The sequence below is a fragment of the Aeromicrobium sp. Root472D3 genome, from assembly GCF_001426485.1.
Classification (GTDB): Bacteria; Actinomycetota; Actinomycetes; order Propionibacteriales; family Nocardioidaceae; genus Aeromicrobium.
The window spans coordinates 295549-318012 of record NZ_LMET01000002.1 but is presented as its reverse complement, the minus strand read 5'-3'; the positions used below and the strand labels follow the sequence as shown (position 1 = coordinate 318012).

General features: G+C 72.0%; 28 protein-coding genes, 2 tRNA genes and 1 pseudogene. 19 read left to right on the top strand and 12 right to left on the bottom strand.

The features are described from left to right. Positions 1 to 7: 7 nt before the first annotated feature. Both ASD10_RS16335 and ASD10_RS16330 read left to right on the top strand, forming a co-directional pair. A complete protein-coding gene (locus ASD10_RS16335) occupies positions 8 to 673 on the top strand; it encodes a histidine phosphatase family protein (protein WP_056611365.1) in 666 nt (221 codons plus the stop codon). Between the two features lie 72 nt (positions 674 to 745). Further along, the gene (locus tag ASD10_RS16330; RefSeq protein WP_056611362.1) at positions 746 to 1285 is read left to right on the top strand and encodes a hypothetical protein; all 540 of its coding nucleotides are present in this window, start codon (positions 746 to 748) and stop codon (positions 1283 to 1285) included. A gap of 18 nt (positions 1286 to 1303) precedes the next feature. Here ASD10_RS16330 and ASD10_RS16325 read toward each other — a convergent pair whose 3' ends face one another. Beyond that, positions 1304 to 2290, bottom strand: coding sequence for a pirin family protein (locus ASD10_RS16325; RefSeq protein WP_056611360.1), 987 nt, complete (start codon positions 2288 to 2290; stop codon positions 1304 to 1306). Positions 2291 to 2419: 129 nt separating this feature from the next. Here ASD10_RS16325 and ASD10_RS16320 point away from each other — a divergent pair, with 129 nt between their 5' ends. The 7 genes from ASD10_RS16320 (at position 2420) to ASD10_RS16290 (ending at position 6265) form a co-directional block, all read left to right on the top strand. Further along, on the top strand, positions 2420 to 3961 hold the full coding sequence (locus tag ASD10_RS16320) for an NAD(P)/FAD-dependent oxidoreductase (protein WP_056611358.1): 1542 nt from the start codon (positions 2420 to 2422) through the stop codon (positions 3959 to 3961). A 42-nt stretch (positions 3962 to 4003) separates the two neighbouring features. Further along, positions 4004 to 4076, top strand: a tRNA-Lys gene (locus ASD10_RS16315). A gap of 93 nt (positions 4077 to 4169) precedes the next feature. Further along, the gene (locus tag ASD10_RS16310; protein WP_056611355.1) at positions 4170 to 4508 is read left to right on the top strand and encodes a TraR/DksA C4-type zinc finger protein; all 339 of its coding nucleotides are present in this window, start codon (positions 4170 to 4172) and stop codon (positions 4506 to 4508) included. A gap of 57 nt (positions 4509 to 4565) precedes the next feature. Beyond that, entirely contained in the window at positions 4566 to 4802 is a 237-nt protein-coding gene (locus tag ASD10_RS16305) for a hypothetical protein (protein ID WP_056611352.1), read from the top strand. Positions 4803 to 4842: 40 nt separating this feature from the next. Continuing rightward, positions 4843 to 5157 carry a zf-TFIIB domain-containing protein gene (locus tag ASD10_RS16300; protein WP_056611349.1) on the top strand — a complete coding sequence of 105 codons (315 nt, stop codon included), beginning with the start codon at positions 4843 to 4845 and terminating at the stop codon, positions 5155 to 5157. 38 nt (positions 5158 to 5195) lie between these two features. Continuing rightward, positions 5196 to 6050 carry an NAD-dependent epimerase/dehydratase family protein gene (locus ASD10_RS16295; RefSeq protein ID WP_056611346.1) on the top strand — a complete coding sequence of 285 codons (855 nt, stop codon included), beginning with the start codon at positions 5196 to 5198 and terminating at the stop codon, positions 6048 to 6050. Then, complete coding sequence (locus ASD10_RS16290; protein WP_235502084.1) at positions 6047 to 6265, top strand: DUF503 domain-containing protein; 219 nt, start codon at positions 6047 to 6049, stop codon at positions 6263 to 6265. The genes ASD10_RS16295 and ASD10_RS16290 overlap by 4 nt, the downstream gene beginning before the upstream one ends. Positions 6266 to 6378: 113 nt before the next feature. Here ASD10_RS16290 and ASD10_RS16285 read toward each other — a convergent pair whose 3' ends face one another. Both ASD10_RS16285 and ASD10_RS16280 read right to left on the bottom strand, forming a co-directional pair. Further along, the gene (locus ASD10_RS16285) at positions 6379 to 7062 is read right to left on the bottom strand and encodes a response regulator (protein WP_056611343.1); all 684 of its coding nucleotides are present in this window, start codon (positions 7060 to 7062) and stop codon (positions 6379 to 6381) included. Between the two features lie 13 nt (positions 7063 to 7075). Beyond that, positions 7076 to 9589 (bottom strand): ATP-binding protein, encoded by a 2514-nt coding sequence (locus tag ASD10_RS16280; protein ID WP_056611340.1) that lies wholly within the window; start codon positions 9587 to 9589, stop codon positions 7076 to 7078. A 253-nt stretch (positions 9590 to 9842) separates the two neighbouring features. On the opposite strand from ASD10_RS16280, the pseudogene ASD10_RS19400 reads away from it, so the two are divergent. The 3 genes and pseudogenes from ASD10_RS19400 to ASD10_RS16270 all read left to right on the top strand — a co-directional run. Then, a pseudogene (locus ASD10_RS19400) lies at positions 9843 to 10130 on the top strand (aldolase/citrate lyase family protein); the annotation flags it as partial. 1 nt (position 10131) lies between these two features. Then, on the top strand, positions 10132 to 10745 hold a 614-nt coding region (locus ASD10_RS19395), incomplete at its 5' end, for a CoA ester lyase (protein WP_235502075.1). 8 nt (positions 10746 to 10753) lie between these two features. After that, positions 10754 to 11635, top strand: coding sequence for a CoA ester lyase (locus tag ASD10_RS16270; RefSeq protein WP_157432701.1), 882 nt, complete (start codon positions 10754 to 10756; stop codon positions 11633 to 11635). Positions 11636 to 11698: 63 nt separating this feature from the next. Here ASD10_RS16270 and ASD10_RS16265 read toward each other — a convergent pair whose 3' ends face one another. The 3 genes from ASD10_RS16265 to ASD10_RS19635 all read right to left on the bottom strand — a co-directional run. After that, entirely contained in the window at positions 11699 to 11953 is a 255-nt protein-coding gene (locus ASD10_RS16265; protein ID WP_056611334.1) for a hypothetical protein, read from the bottom strand. 331 nt (positions 11954 to 12284) lie between these two features. Further along, complete coding sequence (locus ASD10_RS19640; RefSeq protein ID WP_369797597.1) at positions 12285 to 13322, bottom strand: aromatic acid exporter family protein; 1038 nt, start codon at positions 13320 to 13322, stop codon at positions 12285 to 12287. A gap of 190 nt (positions 13323 to 13512) precedes the next feature. Beyond that, the coding region (locus ASD10_RS19635; protein ID WP_369797596.1) for a DUF3618 domain-containing protein at positions 13513 to 13686 on the bottom strand (174 nt) is incomplete at its 3' end. Positions 13687 to 13760: 74 nt separating this feature from the next. Between ASD10_RS19635 and bcp the strand changes: the two genes are divergently transcribed. From bcp to ASD10_RS16235, 4 genes are all read left to right on the top strand, one after another. Next, positions 13761 to 14228 (top strand): thioredoxin-dependent thiol peroxidase, encoded by a 468-nt coding sequence (gene bcp / locus ASD10_RS16250; protein ID WP_056611324.1) that lies wholly within the window; start codon positions 13761 to 13763, stop codon positions 14226 to 14228. A 32-nt stretch (positions 14229 to 14260) separates the two neighbouring features. Next, positions 14261 to 14342 (top strand) — tRNA-Leu (locus ASD10_RS16245). A 51-nt stretch (positions 14343 to 14393) separates the two neighbouring features. Continuing rightward, the gene (locus ASD10_RS16240; RefSeq protein ID WP_056611322.1) at positions 14394 to 15128 is read left to right on the top strand and encodes an AIM24 family protein; all 735 of its coding nucleotides are present in this window, start codon (positions 14394 to 14396) and stop codon (positions 15126 to 15128) included. An 8-nt stretch (positions 15129 to 15136) separates the two neighbouring features. After that, entirely contained in the window at positions 15137 to 15562 is a 426-nt protein-coding gene (locus ASD10_RS16235; RefSeq protein WP_056611319.1) for a hypothetical protein, read from the top strand. Here ASD10_RS16235 and ASD10_RS16230 read toward each other — a convergent pair. Together ASD10_RS16230 and ASD10_RS16225 are read right to left on the bottom strand one after the other, a co-directional pair. Continuing rightward, the gene (locus ASD10_RS16230) at positions 15552 to 16424 is read right to left on the bottom strand and encodes a DMT family transporter (RefSeq protein ID WP_056611316.1); all 873 of its coding nucleotides are present in this window, start codon (positions 16422 to 16424) and stop codon (positions 15552 to 15554) included. The genes ASD10_RS16235 and ASD10_RS16230 overlap by 11 nt on opposite strands. Positions 16425 to 16473: 49 nt before the next feature. Beyond that, positions 16474 to 16899 carry an SRPBCC family protein gene (locus tag ASD10_RS16225; RefSeq protein ID WP_056611313.1) on the bottom strand — a complete coding sequence of 142 codons (426 nt, stop codon included), beginning with the start codon at positions 16897 to 16899 and terminating at the stop codon, positions 16474 to 16476. A 43-nt stretch (positions 16900 to 16942) separates the two neighbouring features. Here ASD10_RS16225 and ASD10_RS16220 point away from each other — a divergent pair, with 43 nt between their 5' ends. From ASD10_RS16220 to ASD10_RS16210, 3 genes are all read left to right on the top strand, one after another. Beyond that, on the top strand, positions 16943 to 18160 hold the full coding sequence (locus ASD10_RS16220; RefSeq protein WP_056611809.1) for a benzoate/H(+) symporter BenE family transporter: 1218 nt from the start codon (positions 16943 to 16945) through the stop codon (positions 18158 to 18160). After that, a complete protein-coding gene (locus ASD10_RS16215) occupies positions 18161 to 18625 on the top strand; it encodes a tRNA (cytidine(34)-2'-O)-methyltransferase (protein WP_056611309.1) in 465 nt (154 codons plus the stop codon). Positions 18626 to 18743: 118 nt separating this feature from the next. Continuing rightward, positions 18744 to 19460: an SGNH/GDSL hydrolase family protein gene (locus tag ASD10_RS16210; protein WP_056611304.1), complete on the top strand. Its 717-nt coding sequence runs from the start codon at positions 18744 to 18746 to the stop codon at positions 19458 to 19460. Positions 19461 to 19472: 12 nt separating this feature from the next. Here the strand turns inward: ASD10_RS16210 and rdgB are convergent, their stop codons facing one another. From rdgB to murI, 4 genes are read right to left on the bottom strand one after another with little or no spacing between them, the layout of a single operon-like run. Beyond that, entirely contained in the window at positions 19473 to 20087 is a 615-nt protein-coding gene (rdgB, locus tag ASD10_RS16205; RefSeq protein ID WP_056611301.1) for an RdgB/HAM1 family non-canonical purine NTP pyrophosphatase, read from the bottom strand. Beyond that, entirely contained in the window at positions 20084 to 20803 is a 720-nt protein-coding gene (gene rph / locus ASD10_RS16200; protein ID WP_056611298.1) for a ribonuclease PH, read from the bottom strand. Before rph ends, rdgB begins: the two co-directional genes overlap by 4 nt. A 19-nt stretch (positions 20804 to 20822) precedes the next feature. Further along, positions 20823 to 21584, bottom strand: coding sequence for an MBL fold metallo-hydrolase (locus ASD10_RS16195; protein WP_056611296.1), 762 nt, complete (start codon positions 21582 to 21584; stop codon positions 20823 to 20825). Continuing rightward, positions 21581 to 22441 (bottom strand): glutamate racemase, encoded by an 861-nt coding sequence (gene murI, locus ASD10_RS16190; protein WP_056611291.1) that lies wholly within the window; start codon positions 22439 to 22441, stop codon positions 21581 to 21583. Before murI ends, ASD10_RS16195 begins: the two co-directional genes overlap by 4 nt. Positions 22442 to 22464 lie beyond the last annotated feature (23 nt).

Genomic DNA, 22464 nt, shown 5'->3' with positions numbered 1-22464 from the left:
TTCGGTCATGCGCCTGATCCTCGTCCGCCACGGGCAGACCCCCGCCAACGTCGACGGCATCCTCGAGTCCACCGTGCCCGGGCCGGCCCTGACGTCCCTCGGCTCCGAGCAGGCCGAGCAGCTCGTCGGGGCGCTCGCGGACCAGCCGATCGACGCGCTCTACGTCTCGACGATGGTGCGCACGCACCTGACCGCGGCGCCGCTCCTGGCCGCCCGCGGTCTCGACCCGGTCGAGCGCGCCGGCCTGCGCGAGATCGCGGCCGGCGACGTCGAGGGGCTCAGCGACGACGCGTCGGTGCACCAGTACGTGTCGACGCTGTTCGCGTGGTGCGGCGGCGACCTCGACCTGCGCATGCCGGGCGCGCAGACCGGGCGCGAGGTCGTCGAGCGGTTCGACGAGGTCGTGGCCGAGGTCGAGGCATCGGGTGCCGAGAACGTCGCGCTCGTCAGCCACGGCGCGATCATCCGCGCGTGGTGCGCCGTGCGCGCCGACAACATCGACCTCGACTTCGTCACCGACCACTACGTCACCAACACCGGCGTCGTCGTGGTGGACGGCTCGACGGCCGAGGGGTGGACCGTCACGTCGTGGCTCGGCCAGAGCGTGTCCGAGGCCGCCGCGCAGGGCGTGTCCGCCGATCACAGCCCCGCCTCGGAGCACCTCGACGACTAACCAACCGCCCCGTCGTTCGTTGAAGTGACCATGGGTCGGACGAGACGTGACAGGACGCGGACGGCGGCGGCGGTGGCGGCCGTCTCGGGCGTGGTGGTGATGGGCTTCGCCCTGTCGACCCTCCTGCTCGGCGGCTCGGAGGCCGATCCACGCGCCGAGACGACGCTCGCCGTCCCCTCGGTCGACACCCCCGAGTACGTCGCGCCGTCCGACGCCGCCGACACCGATCGGGCCAGCTCGCCGACGAGCGGTCTGACCGGCGTCCCGGGCTTCCCCGGCGCGGGCGCCACCCTGACGGGGCTCGGCGGCGAGGGCGGTGTCAAGGGGCTGCCGAAGATGCGCATCACGCTGAGCATGACCTCGGCGGCCCCGATCGCCTACGTCGGCTACATCGTGCCGACGAGCCTCGACAGCTCGACCGGCACCGTCGAGAACCCCGGGACGTCGTGGTCGATGACGACGATCGGCTACGGGCCTCCCGACTACGCGCAGCTGTTCTCGATCGCCGGTCCGGCCGGCATCCCGGTCACGTGCACCATCACGGTCAACGGCAAGGTCACCGAGCAGCGGACGACGACGGGGCCGTACGACCAGATGTTCTGCCAGGGCTGATCGGCCCGGTGCGGGCCGCTACTCCGGCAGCAGCTCGCCGTGGACGTCGGCGTGCGGGACCGTCGGGATCGTGCCGAGCCGTCCCTTCTGGAAGTCCGAGAACGCCTGGGCGACCTCGGCCTTGGTGTTCATGACGAACGGGCCGGCCCAGGCGATCGGCTCGCGGATCGGCAGGCCGCCGAGCAGCACGACCTCCATCGCGGGGTCCTTGCCGGCCTGCCGACGGTCGGCACCGACCGTGATGGTCTCGCCGTGGCCGAGCACCGCGAGCTGGCCCGCGCGCAGCGGACGTCGCTCGCGCCCGACGTGACCCGTGCCGCCCATGACGTAGACCAGCGCGTTGAAGTCGGTGCGCCACGGCACCGTCATCTCGGCGCCGGGCAGCACCGTCGCGTGGACCATCGCCATCGGCGTGTGGGTCGAGCCCGGGCCCTCGACGCCGTCGACCTCGCCAGCGATGACGCGCAGCAGGGCACCGGCATCGGGGGTCGACGCGAGGCCGACGTCGGTGCCGCGGATGTCCTGGTAGTGGGGCGGCAGCCACTTCGAGGCCTTCGGCAGGTTGACCCACAGCTGCAGGCCGTGGAACACGCCGCCCTTGACGACGAGCCACTCGGGCGGTGTCTCGATGTGCAGCAGGCCCGACCCGGCGGTCATCCACTGGGTGTCGCCGTCGGTGATGGAACCGCCGCCGCCGTGGGTGTCCTGGTGGTCCATGACGCCGTCGATCATGTACGTCACGGTCTCGAAGCCGCGGTGCGGGTGCCACGGGGTGCCCTTGGGCTCGCCGGGCTGGTACTCGACCTCGCCCATCTGGTCCATGTGGATGAAGGGGTCGAGCTGGCGGGCGTCGACACCGGCGAAGGCGCGGTGCACGGGGAAGCCCTCCCCCTCGTAGCCGATCGGCGCGGTCGTGACGCTGACCGGCGCGCGGTCCTCGGTCTGGGTCGGCGTCGCGATGACGCGCGGCAGGACGGTCCAGTCGGCAGCGGTGACAGCAGGCATCGGGTTCTCCTCGGTAGGCGTCTCAACCTAATTCAACATTCAACTACCGTCAAGCATTCCCTGACCCGGAGCCGCATCGGTGCCCACACGTACGGACGCGGCGGACCGCCCGACCCTAGGCTGGGCGCCATGACGCAGACCCCGCCCGCCCGTGCCGACGTCGTGATCGTCGGTGGCGGCCACAACGCCCTCGTCGCCGCCACCTACCTGGCCCGCGCCGGCCGCGACGTCGTCGTCCTCGAGCGCCTGCCGCACGTCGGCGGCGCGGCGATCAGCGCCCAGACGTTCGAGGGCCTCGACGCACGCCTGTCGCGCTACTCGTACCTCGTCAGCCTGATGCCCCAGCAACTGATCGACGAGCTGGGTCTGCGCCTCGAGCTGCGCTCGCGCGACACGGCGTCGTACACCCCGTACGGCGACTCCGGACTGCTCGTCGAGACCACCGAGGGGCCGGCGACCCGCGACTCGTTCCGCGCCCTCACCGGCTCCGACGACCACCTCGACGCGTGGCGACGGTTCTACGCCGAGGTCGCCGACCTCGCCGGCGTCGTCGCGACGACGCTGCTCGAGCCGCTCCCCCACATCGGCAACCTGCGCGACCTCAGCGACATGGCCGTGTGGACCGACGTCGTCGACGAGCCCCTCGGCGCCGCGATCGAGCGGCGGTTCTCGCACGACCTCGTCCGGGGCGTCGTCGGGACCGATGCGCTGATCGGCACGTTCGCGTCGCTGCACGACCCCTCGCTCGTCCAGAACCGCTGCTTCCTCTACCACCTGATCGGCAACGGGACCGGCGAGTGGCGGGTTCCCGTGGGCGGCATGGGTGCCGTGACGGGCGAGCTCGAACGCGTCGCCCGCGAGGCCGGGGCGACGATCGTCACCGGCGCCAGCGTCACGTCGGTCACCGCGTCGGACGACGGCGTGGTCGTCGCCGGCGACGGCTTCTCGGTCGACGCCGACGTCGTGCTGAGCTGCGTCGCGCCGTACGTGCTGGCCGGGCTGATGGGACGACCCGCGCCGCCCAAGCCGTCCGGCTCGCAGTTCAAGGTCAACCTGCTCGTCTCCCGGCTGCCCCGTCTGCGGTCGGGCGTCGACCCCGCGATCGCGTTCGCCGGCACGTTCCACCTCGGGGAGTCGATGAGCGAGCTCGAGACCGCGTGGCGTCAGGCGTCGGACGGCGAGCTGCCCGACCGCGCCGCCGGCGAGCTGTACTGCCACACGCTGACCGACCGCTCGATCCTCGGCCCGGAGCTCGCGGCGAGCGACGCGCAGACCCTGACGTACTTCGGCCTGCACACGCCGTACGAGGTGCTGCCGGACGCGGCCGCGGCCGAGCGCGCGTACCGCCAGGTCGTCGACGCGCTCGAGGAGCACCTCGCCGAGCCGTTCGAGCCGCTGGTGCTCGGCGTCGAGCACAAGACGCCCGCGCAGATCGAGGCCGCCCTGGGCATGCCGGGCGGGCACATCTTCCACGGCGACCTGCAGTGGCCGTGGCTCGAGGAGGACGAGCGGCCCCGCTCGGCGGCGGCCCGCTGGGGCGTCGAGACGTCCGACCCGCGGGTGCTGTTGTGCGGCAGCGGAGCCCGCCGCGGAGGCGCAGTCAGCGGAATTGCAGGGCACAACGCGGCCCACGCGGTGCTCGAGGGAGGCCTGGTTTCGAGAACCACCTGACCCCCTGCTAACGTTTCTCTCGCTTCGTGGCTCAGCCACTCGGCGGCATTAGCTCAATTGGCAGAGCAGCTGACTCTTAATCAGCGGGTTCGGGGTTCGAGTCCCTGATGCCGCACTGTGAAGGCCCCGTTCCTCGCCGAACGGGGCCTTTGCTCTTTTCAGAGCAGTCTCTTCTCAGGGCAGTCTCCTTCCGGACGAGGTGCACGCGATGGACACCGGTGCCGCGACGACCGCGCTCGAGGCCGAGCGCGTCGCGTCCCAGCGACTGCTGGCGTCGTTGACGCGCGACTTCGACGGCATCGTCGAGGCGTCCGCCGACTCCAACGCCGACGACGAGCACGACCCCGAGGGCTCCACGATCGCGTTCGAGCGCTCGCAGGTCAGCACGATGGTCGAGCAGGTGCGCGGACGGCTCGTGGAGATCGACGCGGCCCTCGAACGCGTGCGCGCCGGGACGTACGGGGTGTGCGAGCGGTGCGGGGCGACGATCCCCGACGGACGGCTCGAGGCACGGCCCGTGGCCCGCCGGTGCGTCCCCTGCTCGTGACGTCGGGCTCCTCGAGCGCGCTGGCGAGGCCGCCCGGCTGGACGTAACGTGGGTCACATGGCGAGCCGACGGTCACCGGAGTCACGGGCCCGCGAGGCGCTCGTGGTGCTCGCGGTCGGACTCGTCGTCCTGACGGTCGTGGCCGCCGTGCTCTACCGACCCGGGGCGCCGCGGTGGACGCACGTCCTGGTCGACGGGGTCGGCTGGATGCTGATCGTGTCGACCGGCACCGTGCTGACGGTGTCGGCGGTCGAGAAGCTCGTCCAGATCACCCGTCGCCACCCCGGCCACTGATCCGGGGGAACTCTCACCGCACGACGCGAGTTGGTCAGGTATGAAGTGCCCTACCGACAGCGCCACCCTCGTGATGAGCGAGCGGGCCGGCATCGAGATCGACTACTGCCCGGAGTGTCGGGGGGTGTGGCTCGACCGCGGCGAGCTCGACAAGATCCTCGAGCGGGCCGCCGCGGACGTCCCCGCCGCGCCCGCCGCGCCCTCCCCCGTGCCCCAGCAGCAGTACGCCGAGCCGCGGTACGACGCACCCCGCCGTGACGAGTCCCCCCGGTACGACGACCGGCGCGGCGGCTACGACCAGCAGCCGTACCGCAAGAAGAAGAAGGAGCACTGGCTGTCGGAGATCTTCGACTGACGCGGAATACCGTCGGTATGGTCCCGGTTGACGCAGGCATGAAGATCTTGCTCACCGGCTCCACCGGACTCATCGGATCGGCCGTCACGGCGGCTCTCGTCGCCCAGGGACACCAGGTCACGGCGGTCGTCCGCAGCCAGCAGTCGTCGCTCAAGGCCAGCGACCTCGGCGCGACCGGCGTCATCGGCGACCTGTTCGACGCCCCGTGGCTCGCCTCCGAGCTGCGCACGCACGACGGCCTCGTGCACACCGCCGCCGGCGGGGACGAGCGCGACGCCGAGCTCAACGACTCAGTGATCACCGCTGCTCTCGACGCCTTCGGCGGCACCGACAAGCCGTTCGTGCACACCGGTGGCATCTGGACGTACGGCTCGGGCGACGCGATCGTCGAGACCCAGGAGCCCCACGCCCCCGCGATCACGTCCTGGCGGCCGGCCGGCGAGCAGCGCGTCCTCACCTCGGACGTTAAGGGGTCGGTCGTGCAGCCGGGCATCGTCTACGGCCGCGGAGCCGGCATCCCCGCGATGCTGGCCGGCGGCGTCGACGGCGGCACCCTGACCCTCATCGGCAGCGGCGAGCAGCACTGGACGACGGTCCACGTCGACGACTTGGCCGATCTCTACGTGCGGGTCCTGACCGGCGCACCGGGCGGCAGGGCGTACATCGCGGCGTCCGGGGACAACCCCACGGTCCGCGAGCTCGGCGAGGCGCTGGCCCCGACGGTCGAGCCGGAGTCGGACGACGCGACGCTCGAGCGGCTCGGTGCGTTCGGCGAGGCGCTCCTGCTCGACCAGCAGGCGACGGGCGAGCGCGCCAGGAGCGAGCTCGGCTGGACGCCCACGCGTCCGACGCTCGTCGAGCTGCTGGCGAAGGGCTACCCCGCCGACGCATGAGCGGCGGACGCGACGGCACGTGGGTCGGGTGGATCTCGTTCGACCTGTTGCTGGGCGACGTGCACTCCCTCAAGCAGAAGCGGTCGGTCGTCCGTCCCCTGATCGCCGACCTGCGGCGGACGTTCCCGGTCTCGGCGGCCGAGACGTCCGCCCTCGACCTGCACCGGCGGGCAGGGATCGCCGTCTCGGTGGTGGCGGCCACAGCCAGCACGTGAACGACGTGCTCGACCGGGTCGAGGACCTGGTCGCCCGCCGACCGGAGGTCGAGCTGCTCTCGGCCCTGCGGCGTGTCGTGCGCGCCGACGACCTGTGACGGCCCGTCGGGGGATCAGACGCCGGAGGTCACCAGTCGGTAGCCGATGCCGGGATCGGTGAGGAACATCGTGGGGCGGGACGGATCGGACTCGAGCTTGCGGCGGATCTGCGCGAGGTAGACCCGCAGGTAGTTGGTCTCGCGGTCGTAGCCGGGGCCCCACACCTCGTGCAGCAGATCGGCCTGGCGGACGAGCCGGCCCTGTCGCCGGGCCAGCACCTCGACGACGTGCCACTCGGTCGGCGTGAGCCGCACCTCGTCGCCGGCACGGGTCGCACGGCGCTCGGTGACGTCGAGACGCACGTCGCCGGCCGTGACGACGAGCGCCGCCTCCCCCGCCCCGGACCTGCGGATGGCCGAGCGGACGCGGGCGAGCAGCTCCTCCATGTCGAACGGCTTGGTGACGTAGTCGTCGGCGCCCTCGTCGAGCGCCTCGACCTTGTCGTCGGACTCGTGACGGGCCGACAGCACCACGACGGGCACCTGCGTGAACGTCCGCAGCCGCTTCAGCACCGCGACGCCGTCGAGATCGGGCAGACCGAGGTCGAGGATCACCGCATCGGGCATCCGCTCGTCGACGACCTGCAGCGCCGAGCGTCCGTCGCCGGCGGTCTCGACGTCGTAGCCGCGGGCGCGCAGGTTGATCGACAGCGTGCGCAGGATCGCGGGGTCGTCGTCGACGGCCAGCACGAACGTCATCGTCCGCCCCTCCTCATCGTCCGCCGCCCGCCGCGGGCAGGTCGAGGACGAACGTCAGCCCGCTGCCGGGCGTGTCCTCGGCCGTCAACGTACCGCCCATCGCCTCGGTGAGCCCGCGGGCCACGGCCAGGCCCAGGCCGACACCCTCGCCGCGCGGCACGTCGCCCAGCCGCTGGAACGGCTCGAACAGGCCGTCCCTCTGCGCGGCCGGCACCCCGGGACCCCGGTCGACGACGCGGACGACGACGCGTCGGCCGGCGGCCGGCGTCGCCTCCACCGCGACCCGGGTGCCGTCCGGCGTGTAGGCCACGGCGTTGCCGACGACGTTCGCCAGGACCCGCTCGAGCAGCCCCGCGTCCGCCGCGACCAGCGCGGCCTCGGGGTCGACCGTCACGTCGACGCGCGAGCGTCCCGCCAGCGGCGCGACGGCCGCGTGGACGACGGCGTCGAGCTCGACCTCGTCGACGTGCGCCTTGACCGCTCCCATCTGGATGCGGCTCATGTCGAGCAGGTTCGAGACCAGCTCGTCGAGCCGGTCGGCCCCCTCCTCGACGGTCTCGAGCAGCGCGGCCTCGTCGTCGGCCGACCACTCGATGTCGGTGTTGCGCAGGCTGCTGACCGCCGCCTTGACCGCCGACAGGGGCGACCGCAGGTCGTGCGACACCGCCGCCAGCAGGGCGGTGCGCGTGCGGTCGGTCTCGGCCAGCACCCGCCGCTCGCTGCTCTCCTTGGCGGCCCGGCGACGCTCCTCCAGCACCGATGCGTGCGCCGCGTACGCCTTGAGCAGACGCTGGTCGGCGGCCGGCAGCGACCGTCCCACGAGCACGAGGCTCGAGTCGTCGTCGATCGGCATGACGACGTCGGCCGTCCCGGCGTCGACCGTCTCGCCGTGGGCGTGCCGCACCTCGCCGTCGGCACCGACGATCGCTGCCCCCTTCATGCCGAACAGCTCGCAGGCACCGGCCAGCAGCGTGCCGAAGTCGCCCGCGTGCAGCAGGCTGTGCGACAGCACCGTCAGGGCGTCGGCCTCGGCGCTGGCCTTCTCGGCCTGGGCCGAGCGCCGGGCCGCCAGGCCGACGACCGACGACACCGCGACGCCGACCACGACGAACAGCACGACCGCGAACGCGTTCTCGCCGCTCGCGATCGTGACGGTGCGCAGCGGTGGCGTGAAGAAGAAGTTGAGCGCGAAGCCGCTGACGAACGAGCAGACGATCGCCGGCCACCGTCCTCCGACGATCGCCGAGCCCACCACGAGCGCCATGAACAGCATCGCCTCGGTCGGCAGCCCGTGGACGTCGGGTGTCGCGAGCAGCAGCGCGGTCAGCGCGAACGGGCCGAGCGCACCGATCGCGTACCCACCGGCGCGCCGGCGCCAGCCGAGATCGGGCGAGGTGCGCACGGTCCCGCGCTTCCGGCGGGCCTCGTCGTGCGTCACGATGTGGACGTCGATGTCTCCCGACTCGGCGATCACGATCTCGCCGACGCCCGGGTTCGCGAGCGTCGAGAGGCGTCCGCGCCGGCTCGCGCCGATCAGCACCTGCGTCGCGTTCTCGCCCTTGGCGAAGTCGAGGATCGCGGTGGCGGTGTCGTCGCCGACGACGGAGTGGAAGGTGCCGCCCATGTCGGTCGTCATGGCGTGCAGGCGGTGCAGGCGGGCGGGATCCATCTGGACGAGCCCGTCGCCGCGCGTCACGTACAGGGCGGCCCACTGCCCTCCGCCGGTCCTCGACGCGATGCGCGCCGCCCGCCGCATCAGCACCTCCGACTCCGGGCCGCCGGTGACCGCGACCACGATGCGCTCGCGGGCGGCCCACGTCGAGTCGATGTCGTGCTGCTCGCGGTAGCGTCCCAGGCCCTCGTCGACGCGATCGGCCAGCCAGAGCAGCGCCAGCTCGCGCAGCGCCGTCAGGTTGCCCTCGCGGAAGAACTGCGACAGCGCGGCGTCGACCTTGTCGGCCGCGTAGACGTTGCCGTGCGCCATGCGGCGACGCAGCGACTGCGGGCTCATGTCGACGAGCTCGATCGCGTCGGCCCGCCGCACGAACGTGTCGGGCACCGTCTCGCGCTGCCGGATGCCGGTGATGGCCTCGACGACGTCGTTGAGCGACTCGAGGTGCTGGATGTTGACGGTCGTGATGACGCAGATGCCGGCCTCGAGCAGCTGCTCGACGTCCTGCCACCGCTTGGCGTTGCCCGCCCCGTCGGCATTGGTGTGGGCCAGCTCGTCGACCAGCGCGACCTCGGGGGCCCGGGCGATCACCGCCGCGACGTCGAGCTCCGTCTGCGCCGAGCCGCGGTGGTCGAGCACGCGGCGCGGCACCACCTCGAGGTCGCCGACCTGCTCGATCGTGCGCTCGCGGCCGTGCGTCTCGACCAGGCCGATCACGACGTCGGTGCCGCGGGCCGCCCGCCGCCGTCCCTCGTCGAGCATCGCGTACGTCTTGCCGACGCCCGGCGAGGCACCGAGGTAGACACGGAGACTGCCCCTGGTCGGCGAGTCCCCGGTGCGCGGTGCTGGTTCCACGCTCACAGTGTGCACCCGTGCACCGCGCGGACGACCGCCAGCGCCGACCTCACGGGCCCCACGGTGCCGATCGGCGACGGCGTCGGCATACTGGCCGGTAGTTTTGACGTCCGGCACTCCCCGACGCCACGACTCGACGCCCACCTGCCTCGACAGAGAGTTGACCCGCGTGCGCAATCCCCGAGCATTCCTCCGCCCCCTCGCCGTCGGCGCGCCGACCCCGCTCGCGGACATCCCGTTCCGCCCGAGCCGCATGATCCACTTCTTCGACCCGAGCAACCCGAAGATGGCCGACAAGGTCCCCGACATCGCGAAGAAGGTCGACATCATCCTCGGCAACCTCGAGGACGCGATCAAGACCGAGAACAAGGAGGCCGCGCGTCAGGGCCTGGTCGACATCGCCCGGAAGACCGAGTTCGGCGACACGCAGCTCTGGACGCGCATCAACAGCCTCGACTCCCCGTGGGCGCTCGACGACCTCATCACGCTCGTGACCGAGATCGGCGACAAGCTCGACGTCGTCATGGTGCCGAAGGTCGAGNCCCGGCCGATCCTCGTGCACGCGATCCTCGAGACCGCCGAGGGCATGACGAACGTCGAGGAGATCGCGGCCGCGAGCCCCCGCATGCAGGGCATCTCGCTCGGCCCCGCCGACCTGGCCGCGTCCCGCCGCATGAAGACGACCCGCGTCGGCGGCGGCCACCCGGGCTACCTCGTGCGCGAGGACCCCACGGGCGACGACCTGACCCAGGGACGCACGACGTACCAGCAGGACCTGTGGCACTACACGATCGCGCGCATGGTCGACGCGTGCGCCGGCAACGACATCCTTCCGTTCTACGGACCGTTCGGCGACATCAAGGACGTCGTGGCGTGCGAGGACCAGTTCCGCAACGCGTTCCTGCTCGGCTGCGTCGGCGCGTGGAGCCTGCACCCCGTGCAGATCGACATCGCCAAGAAGGTCTTCTCCCCCGATCCCGCCGACGTCGCGCACGCCAAGGAGGTCGTCGAGGCCATGGGCGACGGCTCGGGAGCCGTCATGATCAACGGCAAGATGGAGGACGACGCCTCCTGCAAGCAGTGCATCGTGATGCTCGACCTGGCCCGTGCGCTCGCCGAGCGCGACCCCGAGCTGGCCGCCGCCTACGACCTCTGAGGACCGACATGACCGACACCGCCACCGTCCTGCGCCCCCGGCGCTCCGTCCTCTACATGCCGGGAGCCAACGAGCGCGCGCTCGAGAAGGCCAAGGGCATCGATGCCGACGCCCTGATCCTCGACCTCGAGGACGCCGTGTCGCCCGACGCCAAGCCCGAGGCGCGCGACCGGGTGTGCGCCGCTGTGCAGTCGGGTGAGTACGGCCACCGCGAGCTCGCGATCCGCGTCAACGGCATCGGCACGCAGTGGCACGACGACGACGTCGCCGCGGCCGCCGCGGCCGGGCCCGACGCCGTCCTGGTGCCCAAGGTCAACTCCGCCGCCGAGGTGCTGCAGCTCGTGGCGGCGCTCGAGGCGGCCGGCGCTCCCGAGAGGACCCAGCTCTGGGCCATGATCGAGACGCCCGTCGCCCTGCTGCACGCCGAGGAGATCTGCGGCGCCCACGAGCGTCTGACCGTCATCGTGATGGGCACCAACGACGTCGTCAACGAGACGTTCGGCCTGCACGTCCCCGGGCGCAACCCGCTGGTGCTGACGGCCCTGTCGCTGTCGCTGCTCGCGGCGCGCGCCGCCGGCAAGGTCATCATCGACGGCGTCTACAACGACGTGAAGAACCTCGAGGGATTCGACGCCGAGGCACGGCAGGGACGCGAGATGGGCTTCGACGGCAAGACCCTGATCCACCCGGGCCAGGTCGAGCCGGCCAATGCGGCGTTCGCGCCGTCCGAGGCCGACATCGAGCACGCGCAGTCGATGATCGAGACCTTCGAGCAGGCCCAGGCGGCCGGACAGGGCGTCGTGACGTTCAACGGCCGGATGGTCGAGGAGCTGCACGTGCGCGACGCGCGACGCATCCTGGCCTTCGCCGACGCCATCGCCGCACGCTGACGTCTGGCGGCGTCGTCCCCGGCGGGTGCCTGACGGCTCGCCGGGGACGACGTCGCTGACGGGTCAGCGGTTGCCGCGGATCCCGTGGACCTGGGTGTAGATCGTCTGCTTCTGCTGCTGGAGCCTGCGGCGCTGACGCACCGACTCCAGGAGCACAGCTCGATCGATCTCGGACAGCTCGTCCCAGGCGCGCGTCTCACGGCCCTTGCGGGACTCGAAGAGTGCCACTGCCTTCACCCCCTCTCCGTCGTGTTCGTCCGTGGACGGGCATTCGTGGATGTGCTGAGCGGGCATGACGTGGTCGAGCGTGGTGTTCATGGCGCGCCTCCTTTCAGAAGGTTCGGGTGGGTGGGTCGAGGACAGCTCGATCCTGGGGCGAACGCCCCGGGAACGACGAAGAACCGCCCCGGATCGACGATCCGGAGCGGCAGAAGTGCCAACAGACGTGGGCTACTTCAGGTGCGGTGCTCCGGAGGTGTGACCGGCGAAGGACGAGACGACGTGGAAGGACGTCACGGTCGTCATCGGGGTGATGATCTGATCCATGGGTCCACCTCTTCCGTCGTCAGGCCCCCGGTCGGGAGCAGCTCCAGCAACGTAGCGCACGCCGGCGGAGGGTGTCCACCTCCGCCGACCGGGCCCCCTCGGCTCAGTCGAAGTCGAGGCTGAGGTCGATCTCGTCGCGCGTCGCGCCGCTGGCGTACAGCAGGTCGGCGGCCAGCGACCGCACCTGCGCCGCGATCGCGGCCGAGTTCATCGTCATCGCGGCGGGCAGCGCCGTGACCGCGATCCGGGCCGCCTCGACGAGCTGCTCGCGCGCCTCGGCGAAGTCGTCGTGCTCCGACAGGTCGTCGGCGAAGATCTCGACGGCGCGGGCGAGGCAGTCGATCGCCCGGTGCATGTCGGCCGGCGCGGACTCCCCGTGCCGCAGCATCGCCGCGGTGCGCCGCGCCAGCACCCGGGCGTCGCGGATCGCGTTGTCGAGGTCCCTGACGGCGCCGACGTAGAGGTCGAGGTGATCGCGCTGCTTCCAGCGCATCGGCGACATCTTGGCGATCTCGGTGACGTTGACCGCCGTCGACTCGAGGGCCTGCAGGTCGGGCTGCATCGCGCGCGCCTCGGCCAAGGCCTTCTCGGCGAGGTCGGCGTCGGCCAGGCGCATCGCCTCGGCGCACCGTGAGAGGACGGCCGAGAGACGTCGCAGCAGCTCCTGCGTCTCGACGTCGATGTCGCGGACGGGGTTGCGCGGCACCAGCAGGATCAGCGCCAGGCCGCAGCAGCCGCCGATGAACGCGTCGAGGAAGCGCGTGACCGCGGGATTGCCGGCGTTCGCGGCCGGCACGACCGCCGCGAGCAGCACCGACGAGTTGGCCGCCTGCGTCAGCGCGAGGCCCTTGATGCCCACCAGCGTGCTGATGACGACGGTCAGGACGACGACCAGCGCGATCTGCCACGTGCCGCGGCCGATCGTGAGGATCAGCAGCTCGCCGACCAGGACGCCGAGGGCCACGCCGAGCACCAGCTCGAACAGCGTCCGCGCCCGCACGCCGGCTCCGGCCACGATGACGATGACCGCCGAGATCGGCGCGAAGAAGGCCTGCGAGTGCCCCAGCAGGTGCGTCGAGATGAAGAAGGCGAGCGCCGTCGAGACGCTGAGCCGCAGCAGCAGCCGCCACCGCTTGCGCACCAGCCGCAGGCGGTCGTCGAGGCTCAGCGTCGGACGGCGCAGACGGATGCGCCGCAGCGGGACGTCGCGCGACGGGCTCACGATGCGGCGGACGCCCTCGTGCCGGGCATGATCAGCGCAGGAACCGGCGCAGCACGACGATGCCCGCGACGACGGCGAGCGCGCCACCGACGAGCGGCGCGATCGTCTNGGGGGGGGGGGGGGAGCCGGTCTCGTCGACGAAGTGCGCCTTGAGGTCGGCCAGGCTGCGGCGGGCGACGTTCTTGGGGTTGGACCGGTCGATCAGGGCGTCGACGGTGTCCGCCAGACGGTCGCGGATCACATCGATCTCGTCGACCAGATCATCGGGTTTGGCGTTCGCCACGTCGTGCCTCGCTCACTCGGTCGTTCACGGAGGTGCGGGCCGGCGACCCGCACACGTACGTCAGGATAGTCCGCATGACGACCCGACTGCAGGCAGGCGACACCGCACCCGACTTCACCCTCACCGACGACGCCGGTCAGCCGGTCACGCTGTCGCAGCAGGAGGGCAAGGTCATCGTCTACTTCTACCCCGCCGCGATGACCCCGGGGTGCACCAAGCAGGCCTGCGACTTCAGCGACTCGCTCGACCGCCTGCAGTCCGAGGGCTACACCGTCCTGGGCATCTCGCCCGACAAGCCGGAGAAGCTGGCACGCTTCCGCGAGAACGACGGCCTGACCATCACGCTGCTGTCGGACCCCGAGAAGGAGGTCCTCACGGCGTGGGGCGCGTTCGGCGAGAAGAAGCTCTACGGCAAGGTCGTGCAGGGCGTCATCCGGTCGACGTTCGTCGTCGAGGACGGCACGGTGCGGCTCGCTCAGTACAACGTCAAGGCCACGGGCCACGTCGCCAAGCTGCGCAAGGACCTCGGCCTCGAGTCCTGAGCGCCCGCGTCCGACTAGGATCGGTCGCGCAAGCCGATGTGGTGGAACTGGTAGACACGCAGGGTTTAGGTCTCTGTGCTTTCGAGCGTGCAGGTTCAAGTCCTGTCATCGGCACTCGCCGGAACCGTCGTTCGTTGTCATGTCACGACCCACGAAAGGCACGCCATGAAGTCAGAGCTCTTCGCCCAGGCCCACCACGAGGTGCAGACCTCGGAGCGGTTCACGCTGCAGAACCCACGGATGCTCAAGGTCACGCTGGGCGCGCCCGTGCTCGCGACCAAGGGCGTCATGGTCGCCTACCAGGGCCAGGTCACGTTCGAGCACAAGTCGGCCGGCAGCCTCGGCAAGCTCATGAAGAAGGTCGTCACGAGCGAGGACAACCCGCTCATGACGGTGGCCGGGCAGGGCGAGGTGTTCTTCGCCGACACCGCCAAGAACGTGTTCGTCCTGACCCTCGAGGGTGACGGCATCTCGATCAACGGACGCAACCTGCTGGCGTTCGACGCGTCGCTCGACCACGACATCCGCCGGGTCAAGGGCGTCGGCGTCGCAGCGGGCGGGCTGTTCAACACGATCGTGTCGGGCACGGGCCAGGTCGCGCTGGTCGCCGACGGCGACCCCATGATCCTCGACTGCTCGCAGCAGCCGACGTACGTCGACATCAACGCCGCGGTGTGCTGGTCGGCCAACCTGACGCCGCAGCTGCACAACAGCATGTCGATGCGGTCGTCGCTGCGCGGCGGATCAGGCGAGGCGTTCCAGTACGCCTTCCAGGGCCCGGGCTTCGTCGTCGTGCAGCCGTCCGAGGGGCCCGCCTACCCGCAGGGTGGCGGCGGCAACGGCGGGGCGGTCGCGGGTGCCGCCGTCGGCGGCGGCATCCTCGGCGGCATCCTGAGCTGAGCCGTCACGTGCCCGACCCGGTGTACCGCGCTCCCCTGCGCTCGCGGCGCGACGACGTCGACCACGCCGCGGCCGTCGAGCACGCCCTGCGCAACGGTCTCGTCGGCGTCGGCGAGGCCACCGACGAGCGGTCCGAGCGTCGGCTCGAGCGGTTCGTCGCGGTGCCCGCGGGGGCCTTCGTCTGGACCCGGCACCCGGACGGTCGCACGTTCCTCGGACGCATCACGGGGCCCTGGCGACGCGACGACGAGGGGGCGGCGGTCGACCTCGTGAACGTCCGCGACTGCGACTGGGTCGACGAGCCGGTCGACGCCGCCGTGACACCGGCCGCCGTGCAGCAGACGTTCGCGCGCGGCGGCCGGAACTTCCAGCAGACGCACCCCGGTGACGTGGAGTCGGCCACGGCGCACGTCTGGCGGCGGCTCAACGCCTGACGGCGAGCAGCGTGACGCCGGCGAGCAGCGCCGCGAGCCCCGCCCAGCCCGCCGCGGACAGCTGCTCGCCGAGCAGCGCCAGGCCCAGCACGCACGCGGTCAGCGGCTCGACCAGCGTCAGCGTCGACACCGACGACGCCGACAGCGACCGCAGCCCCGCGGCGAACAGCACGTACGCGATCACGACCGTCACGATCGCGAGCCAGGCGATCATCGCGACCCCCGACGTGCTCGTCGTCCACGACAGGTCGACCAGCAGCAGGAACGGTGCGGCCATCACGGCGGCCGTCGCGAACACGCTGCCGATCGCGGCGGTGGCGCTCCACCCGTCCGTCAGCAGCCGTTTCGCCGCGAGCGTATAGACCGCGTACGACAACGCGGCCCCGAGCGATCCGGCGAGCCCTGCCGCGCTCACGGCCCGGCCGGCGCCGTCGACCAGCCCGCCGATCAGCGCGACGCCCGCCACCGCGCACGAGGTGCCCACGAACCACGCGCGGGTGGGCACCTGCCGCGTCAGCACCCACTCGAGCACGCCGGTCAGCACGGGAGCGGCGCCGAGCGTCACGACCGCGCCGACCGCGACACCGTTGAGCCGCGCGCCCGCGAAGAACGTCGGCTGGTACGCCAGCACCGCGGCACCGCCGACCAGCACCGCGGCGAGCTGGGGACGTGCGAGGGTCGGCGGGACGACCCGCGACCGTCGTGCGGGCCACCACGCCACGGCACCGAGCAGCAGCCCGCCGACGACGATGCGCGTCAGGCCGACGGCACTGCTCGAGGCGGCGCCGGGACCGTAGGCCTGGGCCGTGCCGGTCGTGCCGAAGCAGACCGCCGCCGCGAGGACGAACAGGATCGGGCGCACGCCTGATTCTGGCACCCGGCGGGTGCGCGGCGGCGTGCCCCCGGGCCGCCTACGGGGTGAGCCGGCCGATGCCCTTGCCGATCGCCTTCTGCAGGATCGTGCCGACGACGGCCGCCATGCCGGGCACCGCGGCGTCGAAGCCGATCGTGTAGTCGAGCTGCGTGCCGCCGTCAGGCGTCGGCGTCAGGATCTGGCGCCCCCAGTGACCCTTGAGGGGGCTTCCCTGCGTGATCCGGTACTCGATCAGGCGGTTCGGCTCGGCGACCGTCGTGGTCTCGTGGAACGCCGGCAGCGGGCCGATCTTCAGGCTGCGGGTCGAGCCGACGCCGTTGCGCGTGGTGTCGCCGTCGCGGACGCGCTTGATCTTCGCGCCGAAGACCGGGCCGAGGTTCTCGTGCTCGGAGAGCTTCTCGAACACCGTGGCGGGATCGGACGTGAACGTGTGGACGACGTGGACGCGCTGGGGAGAGGCCATGGTCGGTGAGTCTAGGGCGAACCGTGCCCTAGGGTGAATGGCCATGGAGCAGGAGGCGGCCGCCGGCCACGGTCGTGGCGGTCTGCAGCAACCCGTCAGCGCCGGCGTCATCGCGGTCCTGGTCGGCTACACCAGCACCTTCGCGGTCGTCCTGACCGGTTTGCGCGCCGTCGGCGCGAGCCCCGCCCAGGCGGCCTCGGGACTCTTCGCGCTGTGCCTGACGCAGGCCGTCGGCATGCTCTGGCTGAGCCGCCGTCACCGCATCCCGCTGGTGCTCGCGTGGTCGACGCCCGGCGCCGCGCTGCTCGCCGGCACGGCGCCCCTCGACGGGGGCTGGGCCGTCGCGGTCGGCGCCTTCCTCGCGGCGGGCGCCGCGTACGTCCTGACGGGCCTGTGGCCCGCCCTCGGCCGCCTCATCGGACTCATCCCCGCGCCGATCGCGCAGGCGATGCTCGCGGGCGTGCTGCTCGAGCTGTGCCTGGCACCCGTCCGGGCGCTGACCGACGACCCGTGGACGATCCTGCCCGTCGTGGTCGTCTGGCTGGCCGGTGTGCGGTTCGCGCCGCGCTGGGCCGCTCCGGCCGCGTTCGTGGCGGCGGGCGTCGTGATCGGCGTCGACATGGTCCGCACGGGCACGACGATCGCCGGATCCGACCTGGTGCCCCGGCTGACGCTGACGGCGCCCGAGTGGAGCTGGGCCGCCATGATCGGCATCGCGCTGCCGCTGTACGTCGTCACGATGGCGTCGCAGAACGTGCCGGGCTTCGCGATCATGAAGTCGCTCGGCTACGACCTCCCGTGGCGCGGCTCGCTCGTCACGGCCGGTGTCGCGACGATGCTGGGCGCCGGGGCCGGCGGCCACTCGGTCAACCTCGCGGCCATCAGCGCGGCGCTCGCCGGTGGCCCGCCGGCCGGCCCCGACCCCCGACGTCGGTGGATCGCCGCCCAGTCGGGCGGCTGGACGTACGTCGTCCTCGCGATCGCCTCGGCGGCCCTCGCGGCGCTCGTGGCGGTCGCACCCGCCGGCGTCATCGCGACCGTCGCGGGCCTGGCGCTGCTCGGCACCCTCGCCGCCGCGTTCGAGGGGGCCGTGTCCGAGCGGACGGGCCGCGAGGCAGCCGTCGTCACGTTCCTCGTCGCCGCGTCCGGCGTCACGGTGCTGGGCATCGGATCGGCGTTCTGGGCGCTGATCGCGGGGCTCGTCGTCCACGTCGTCCTGACCCCCCGCTCACCGTCACCCCCGGCCGGAAGGCACCGCTGAATGTTCCGCATCCTGTTCCACGAGCCGCGCATCGCCGGCAACACCGGCGCCGCGATCCGGCTCGCCGCCGTCACGGGGGCCGAGCTGCACCTGGTCGAGCCGCTCGGCTTCGACCTGTCGGAGTCCAAGCTCAAGCGCGCCGGCCTCGACTACCACGACCTCGCCGTCATGACGGTCCACGCCGACCTCGACGCGGCCCTGACGGCCCTCGCGCCGTGCCGCGTCTTCGCGTTCACCGCGAAGGGCGACGAGGTCTACACCGACGTCGGCTACGAACCCGGTGACGTCCTGATGTTCGGTGCCGAGCCCACGGGGCTGCCGCAGGAGGTACTGGACGACCCGCGCCTCACGGCTCTCGTCCGACTGCCGATGCTGCCCGGCCGACGCTCGATGAACCTGGCCAACACCGCGTCCGTCGCGGTGTACGAGGCCTGGCGGCAGCAGGGGTTCGCCCTGCCCGAGTAGGCGCTCGCATGGCCCGGAAGAACCATTTTCGGTGACAACTCGACGGACATGCGAGATTCGCTCGGCCGGGGGCGCGCGGCGGACGTACAGTGCTGCTCTCGGGAACGAAGGATGCACCATGACGACACGACGCAGGTCTGCGCGCAGATCCGCCGCCCTCGCGCTCGTCGTCGCCCTGCTCGTCGGCCCGTTCGTCGCGTGGCAGGGCGCCCAGGGCGGCCAGTCGCAGGCCGTGTCGGCGATCGCCCCCGACGGCATCGTCGTGGTGGGCGACTCGATCTCGGCCCGCTACGACGACGACCCGGGCAGCGCCGACCAGGCGTGGTGGAGCGTCACCGGACGCCGCTTCGACGCCTCCGTGCGGACGTACGCGCAGTCGGGCTCGGGCTACCTGCGTCCGGGCCAGCGCTGCACCGGCAACCGGTTCATCGACCGGCCGGACGCCTACACGGGCCCCGCGCCGTCGATCCTGATCGTCGAGGGCGGGCGCAACGACTGGGCCCGGTGCGTCGACGGCGGCTTCGTCCCGTCGACCGACGCCGAGGTGCGGCACGCCGTCGACACGTACCTCGACGTGCTGACGACGTACCTGCCGCGCTCGACCCGCATCGTCGTGCTCGGGCCGCCGTGGGGACCGCTCGACCGCGCCGACGGCGTCCGCGTCACGCGCGTCATCGCCGACGAGGCGCGGGCGCACGGGCTGCAGTTCGTCAGCACCCACGGCGCCCTGACGGCCGATCGCGTCATCGACGGCATCCATCCCAACCGCGACGGGAGCCTGGCCATCGCGCGCCGCGTCATCCGGGCGCTCGAGAAGCCCGCGCTGCCGCGCTAGCCGTCCTCGTCGTCAGACCAGGGCGGCGACGATCGCGGGGGCCATCGCCGTCAGCGCGGTGCCGCGGTGGCTGATGCGGTCCTTCTCGCCGGGCGGCAGCTCCGCGGTCGAGACGTCGTACCCTTCGGCCGCGAAGAGCGGGTCGTAGCCGAACCCTCCGCCGCCGTGCTCGGCCTCGAGCACGCGACCGGCCATGACGCCTTCCTGCACGAGCTCGCGACCATCTGGCGTGCACAGCGCCATGACGCAGCGGAACTGGGCGGTACGGCGCTCGGCCGGGACCTCCGACAGCTGGCTCAGCAGCAGCCGGTTGTTCGCCGCGTCGCCCCCGTCGGCCTTCGGCACGCCCGACCAGCGCGCCGACAGCACGCCGGGCATCCCGTTGAGCGCGTCGACGCACAGGCCCGAGTCGTCGGCCAGCGACGGCAGACCCGTGACGGCCAGGCACGCGCGCGCCTTGATCAGGGCGTTGCCCTCGAAGGTCGGCTCGGTCTCGGCGGGTTCGTCGTAGGCCGGGAAGTCGGCCAGGCCCAGCACCTCGACCCCCGGCACGAGCGGTTCGAGGATGCGACGCAGCTCGGCGAGCTTCTTGGCGTTGTTGGACGCCAGGACGACGCGGGCCGTCATCGTCCGAGCGCCTCCGTCTGGAGACGGGTCAGGTCGACGCAGCCCTTCGCGGCGAGCTCGAGCAGGGCGTCGAGCTCGGCCTTGTCGAACGGCGCACCCTCGGCGGTGCCCTGCACCTCGACGAACTTGCCGGAACCCGTCATGACGACGTTCATGTCGGTCTCGGCGCGCACGTCCTCGACGTACGGCAGGTCGAGCAGCGGCACGCCGTCGATGATGCCGACGCTGATCGCGGCGACCGACTCGACCAGCGGCTCGCCCGCCAGCGCGCCCTTGGCGCGCAGGTGCTCGACCGCGTCGACCAGCGCGACGTACGCACCCGTGATGGCGGCGGTGCGGGTGCCGCCGTCGGCCTGCAGGACGTCGCAGTCGATCGTGATGGTGTTCTCGCCGAGCGCCTTGTCGTCGATCGCCATGCGCAGCGACCGGCCGACGAGGCGGGAGATCTCGTGGGTGCGACCGCCGATGCGACCCTTGACCGACTCGCGGGCGGACCGGTCGTGCGTGGCCTGCGGCAGCATCGCGTACTCGGCCGTGACCCAGCCTAGGCCCGAGCCCTTGCGCCAGCGCGGCACGCCCTCGCTGGCGCTCGCGGCGCACAGCACCTTGGTCCTGCCGAACTCGATCAGGCACGAGCCCTGGGCGTGGTCGAGCCAGTTGCGGGTGATGGTCACGGGGCGGAGCTCGTCGGCGGCGCGGCCGTCTTCACGGGTCATGCCTCGAGCCTAACGGCCCTCAGAGCTGGTACGTCGCCCCGGCGGTGACGATGTCGTACGGGCCGGACCACGTCGTGCGGACGTCGGCCTCGACCTCGTCGCGATCGGTCCACGTGGGGATGTGCGTCACGAGCAGCCGCTGCACCGAGCAGACCGTCGCGTAGTGCCCGGCCTCGGCGCCCGTCAGGTGCAGGTTGGGCGGGTTGTCGCCCGACTCGACGAACGACGCCTCGCACAGGAACAGGTCGACGCCCTCGACGATCTCGAGCAGCGCATCGGTGGGTCCGGTGTCTCCCGAGTAGGCGATCGCGTGGTCGTCCGTCGCGATCCGCAGGGCGAAGGCCGGCACGGGGTGGTTGACCAGCACCGACGTCACGGTGAACGGCCCGAGCTGCACCGTGCCGCCGTCCTGCCAGGGGTTGAACGCGAACTGCTGCTGCATGCCCTGACGCTCCTCGACGCCGTAGGCCGCGACGAGGAAGTCGCCCGCACCGTCGGGGGCGTGGACGGGGATCTGGTCGAAGGCGCCCTCGGGGTGGTAGCGGCTCACGACGTAGAAGCCCGACATGTCGAAGCAGTGGTCGGCGTGCAGGTGCGACAGCGCGATCGCGTCGATGTCGCGGATCGTGCTGTGGCGCTGCAGCGGGCCGAACGCACCGCTGCCGAGGTCGACGAGCAGGCGGTACGTGCGACCCTCGAACGGCGCCTCGACGAGGTAGCAGCTGGCGGGCGAGTCGGGGCCCGCGAACGATCCGGCGCAGCCGATGACGGTCAGCTTCATGCCACCCCCACCCACGAGAACTGCTCGGCCGCGGCGATCTCGGGGCCGAGGAACCGGCGCCCGAGGCGCGCGAAGTCGTCGGGGCGCCCCGTGGTCAGGAAGCGGTGGTGCGGCGCCGGCAGCGTGCGGTCGCGCTCGAGGTCGTCGCGCACGAGCAGGCCGTAGACGTCCTTGGCCGTCTCCTCGGCGCTCGAGACGAGCGTGACGGCGTCACCCATGACGTAGGAGAGTACGCCGGTCAGCAACGGGTAGTGGGTGCACCCGAGCACCAGCGTGTCGACCCCGAGCCCGATGAGGGGTCGCAGGTACTCCTCGGCGGCCGCCAGCAGCTCGGGGCCGCTCGTGACGCCCTGCTCGACGAGGTCGACGAAGGCGGGGCAGGCCTGCGTGTGCAGCGTGATGCCGGGGTTGGCGGCGAAGGCGTCGTCGTAAGCACGCGACGTCGCGGTCGCCTCGGTGCAGATCACGCCGACGACGCCGTTGCGGGTCGCGCTGACGGCGCGACGCGTGGCAGGCACGATGACCTCGACGACCGGGACGTCGTACCGCTCGCGGGCGTCGCGCAGCACCGCGGCGCTGGCCGAGTTGCACGCGATCACGAGGGCCTTGACGCCCTGGGCGACGAGGTGGTCGAGGCACTCGAGGGCGTACTCGCGCACCTCGGAGATCGGCTTGGGACCGTACGGCTGGCGGGCCGTGTCGCCGAGGTAGAGCACCGGCTCGTGCGGAAGCTGGTCGAGCACGGCCCGTGCGACCGTCAGGCCACCGAAGCCCGAGTCGAAGATTCCGATGGGTGCGTCCACAAGCCACGACCCTACGTCCCCCGGCGCGTCCGGCGACAGCGAACCGGCCGACATCACACTCCGTCCGGCGGACCCGG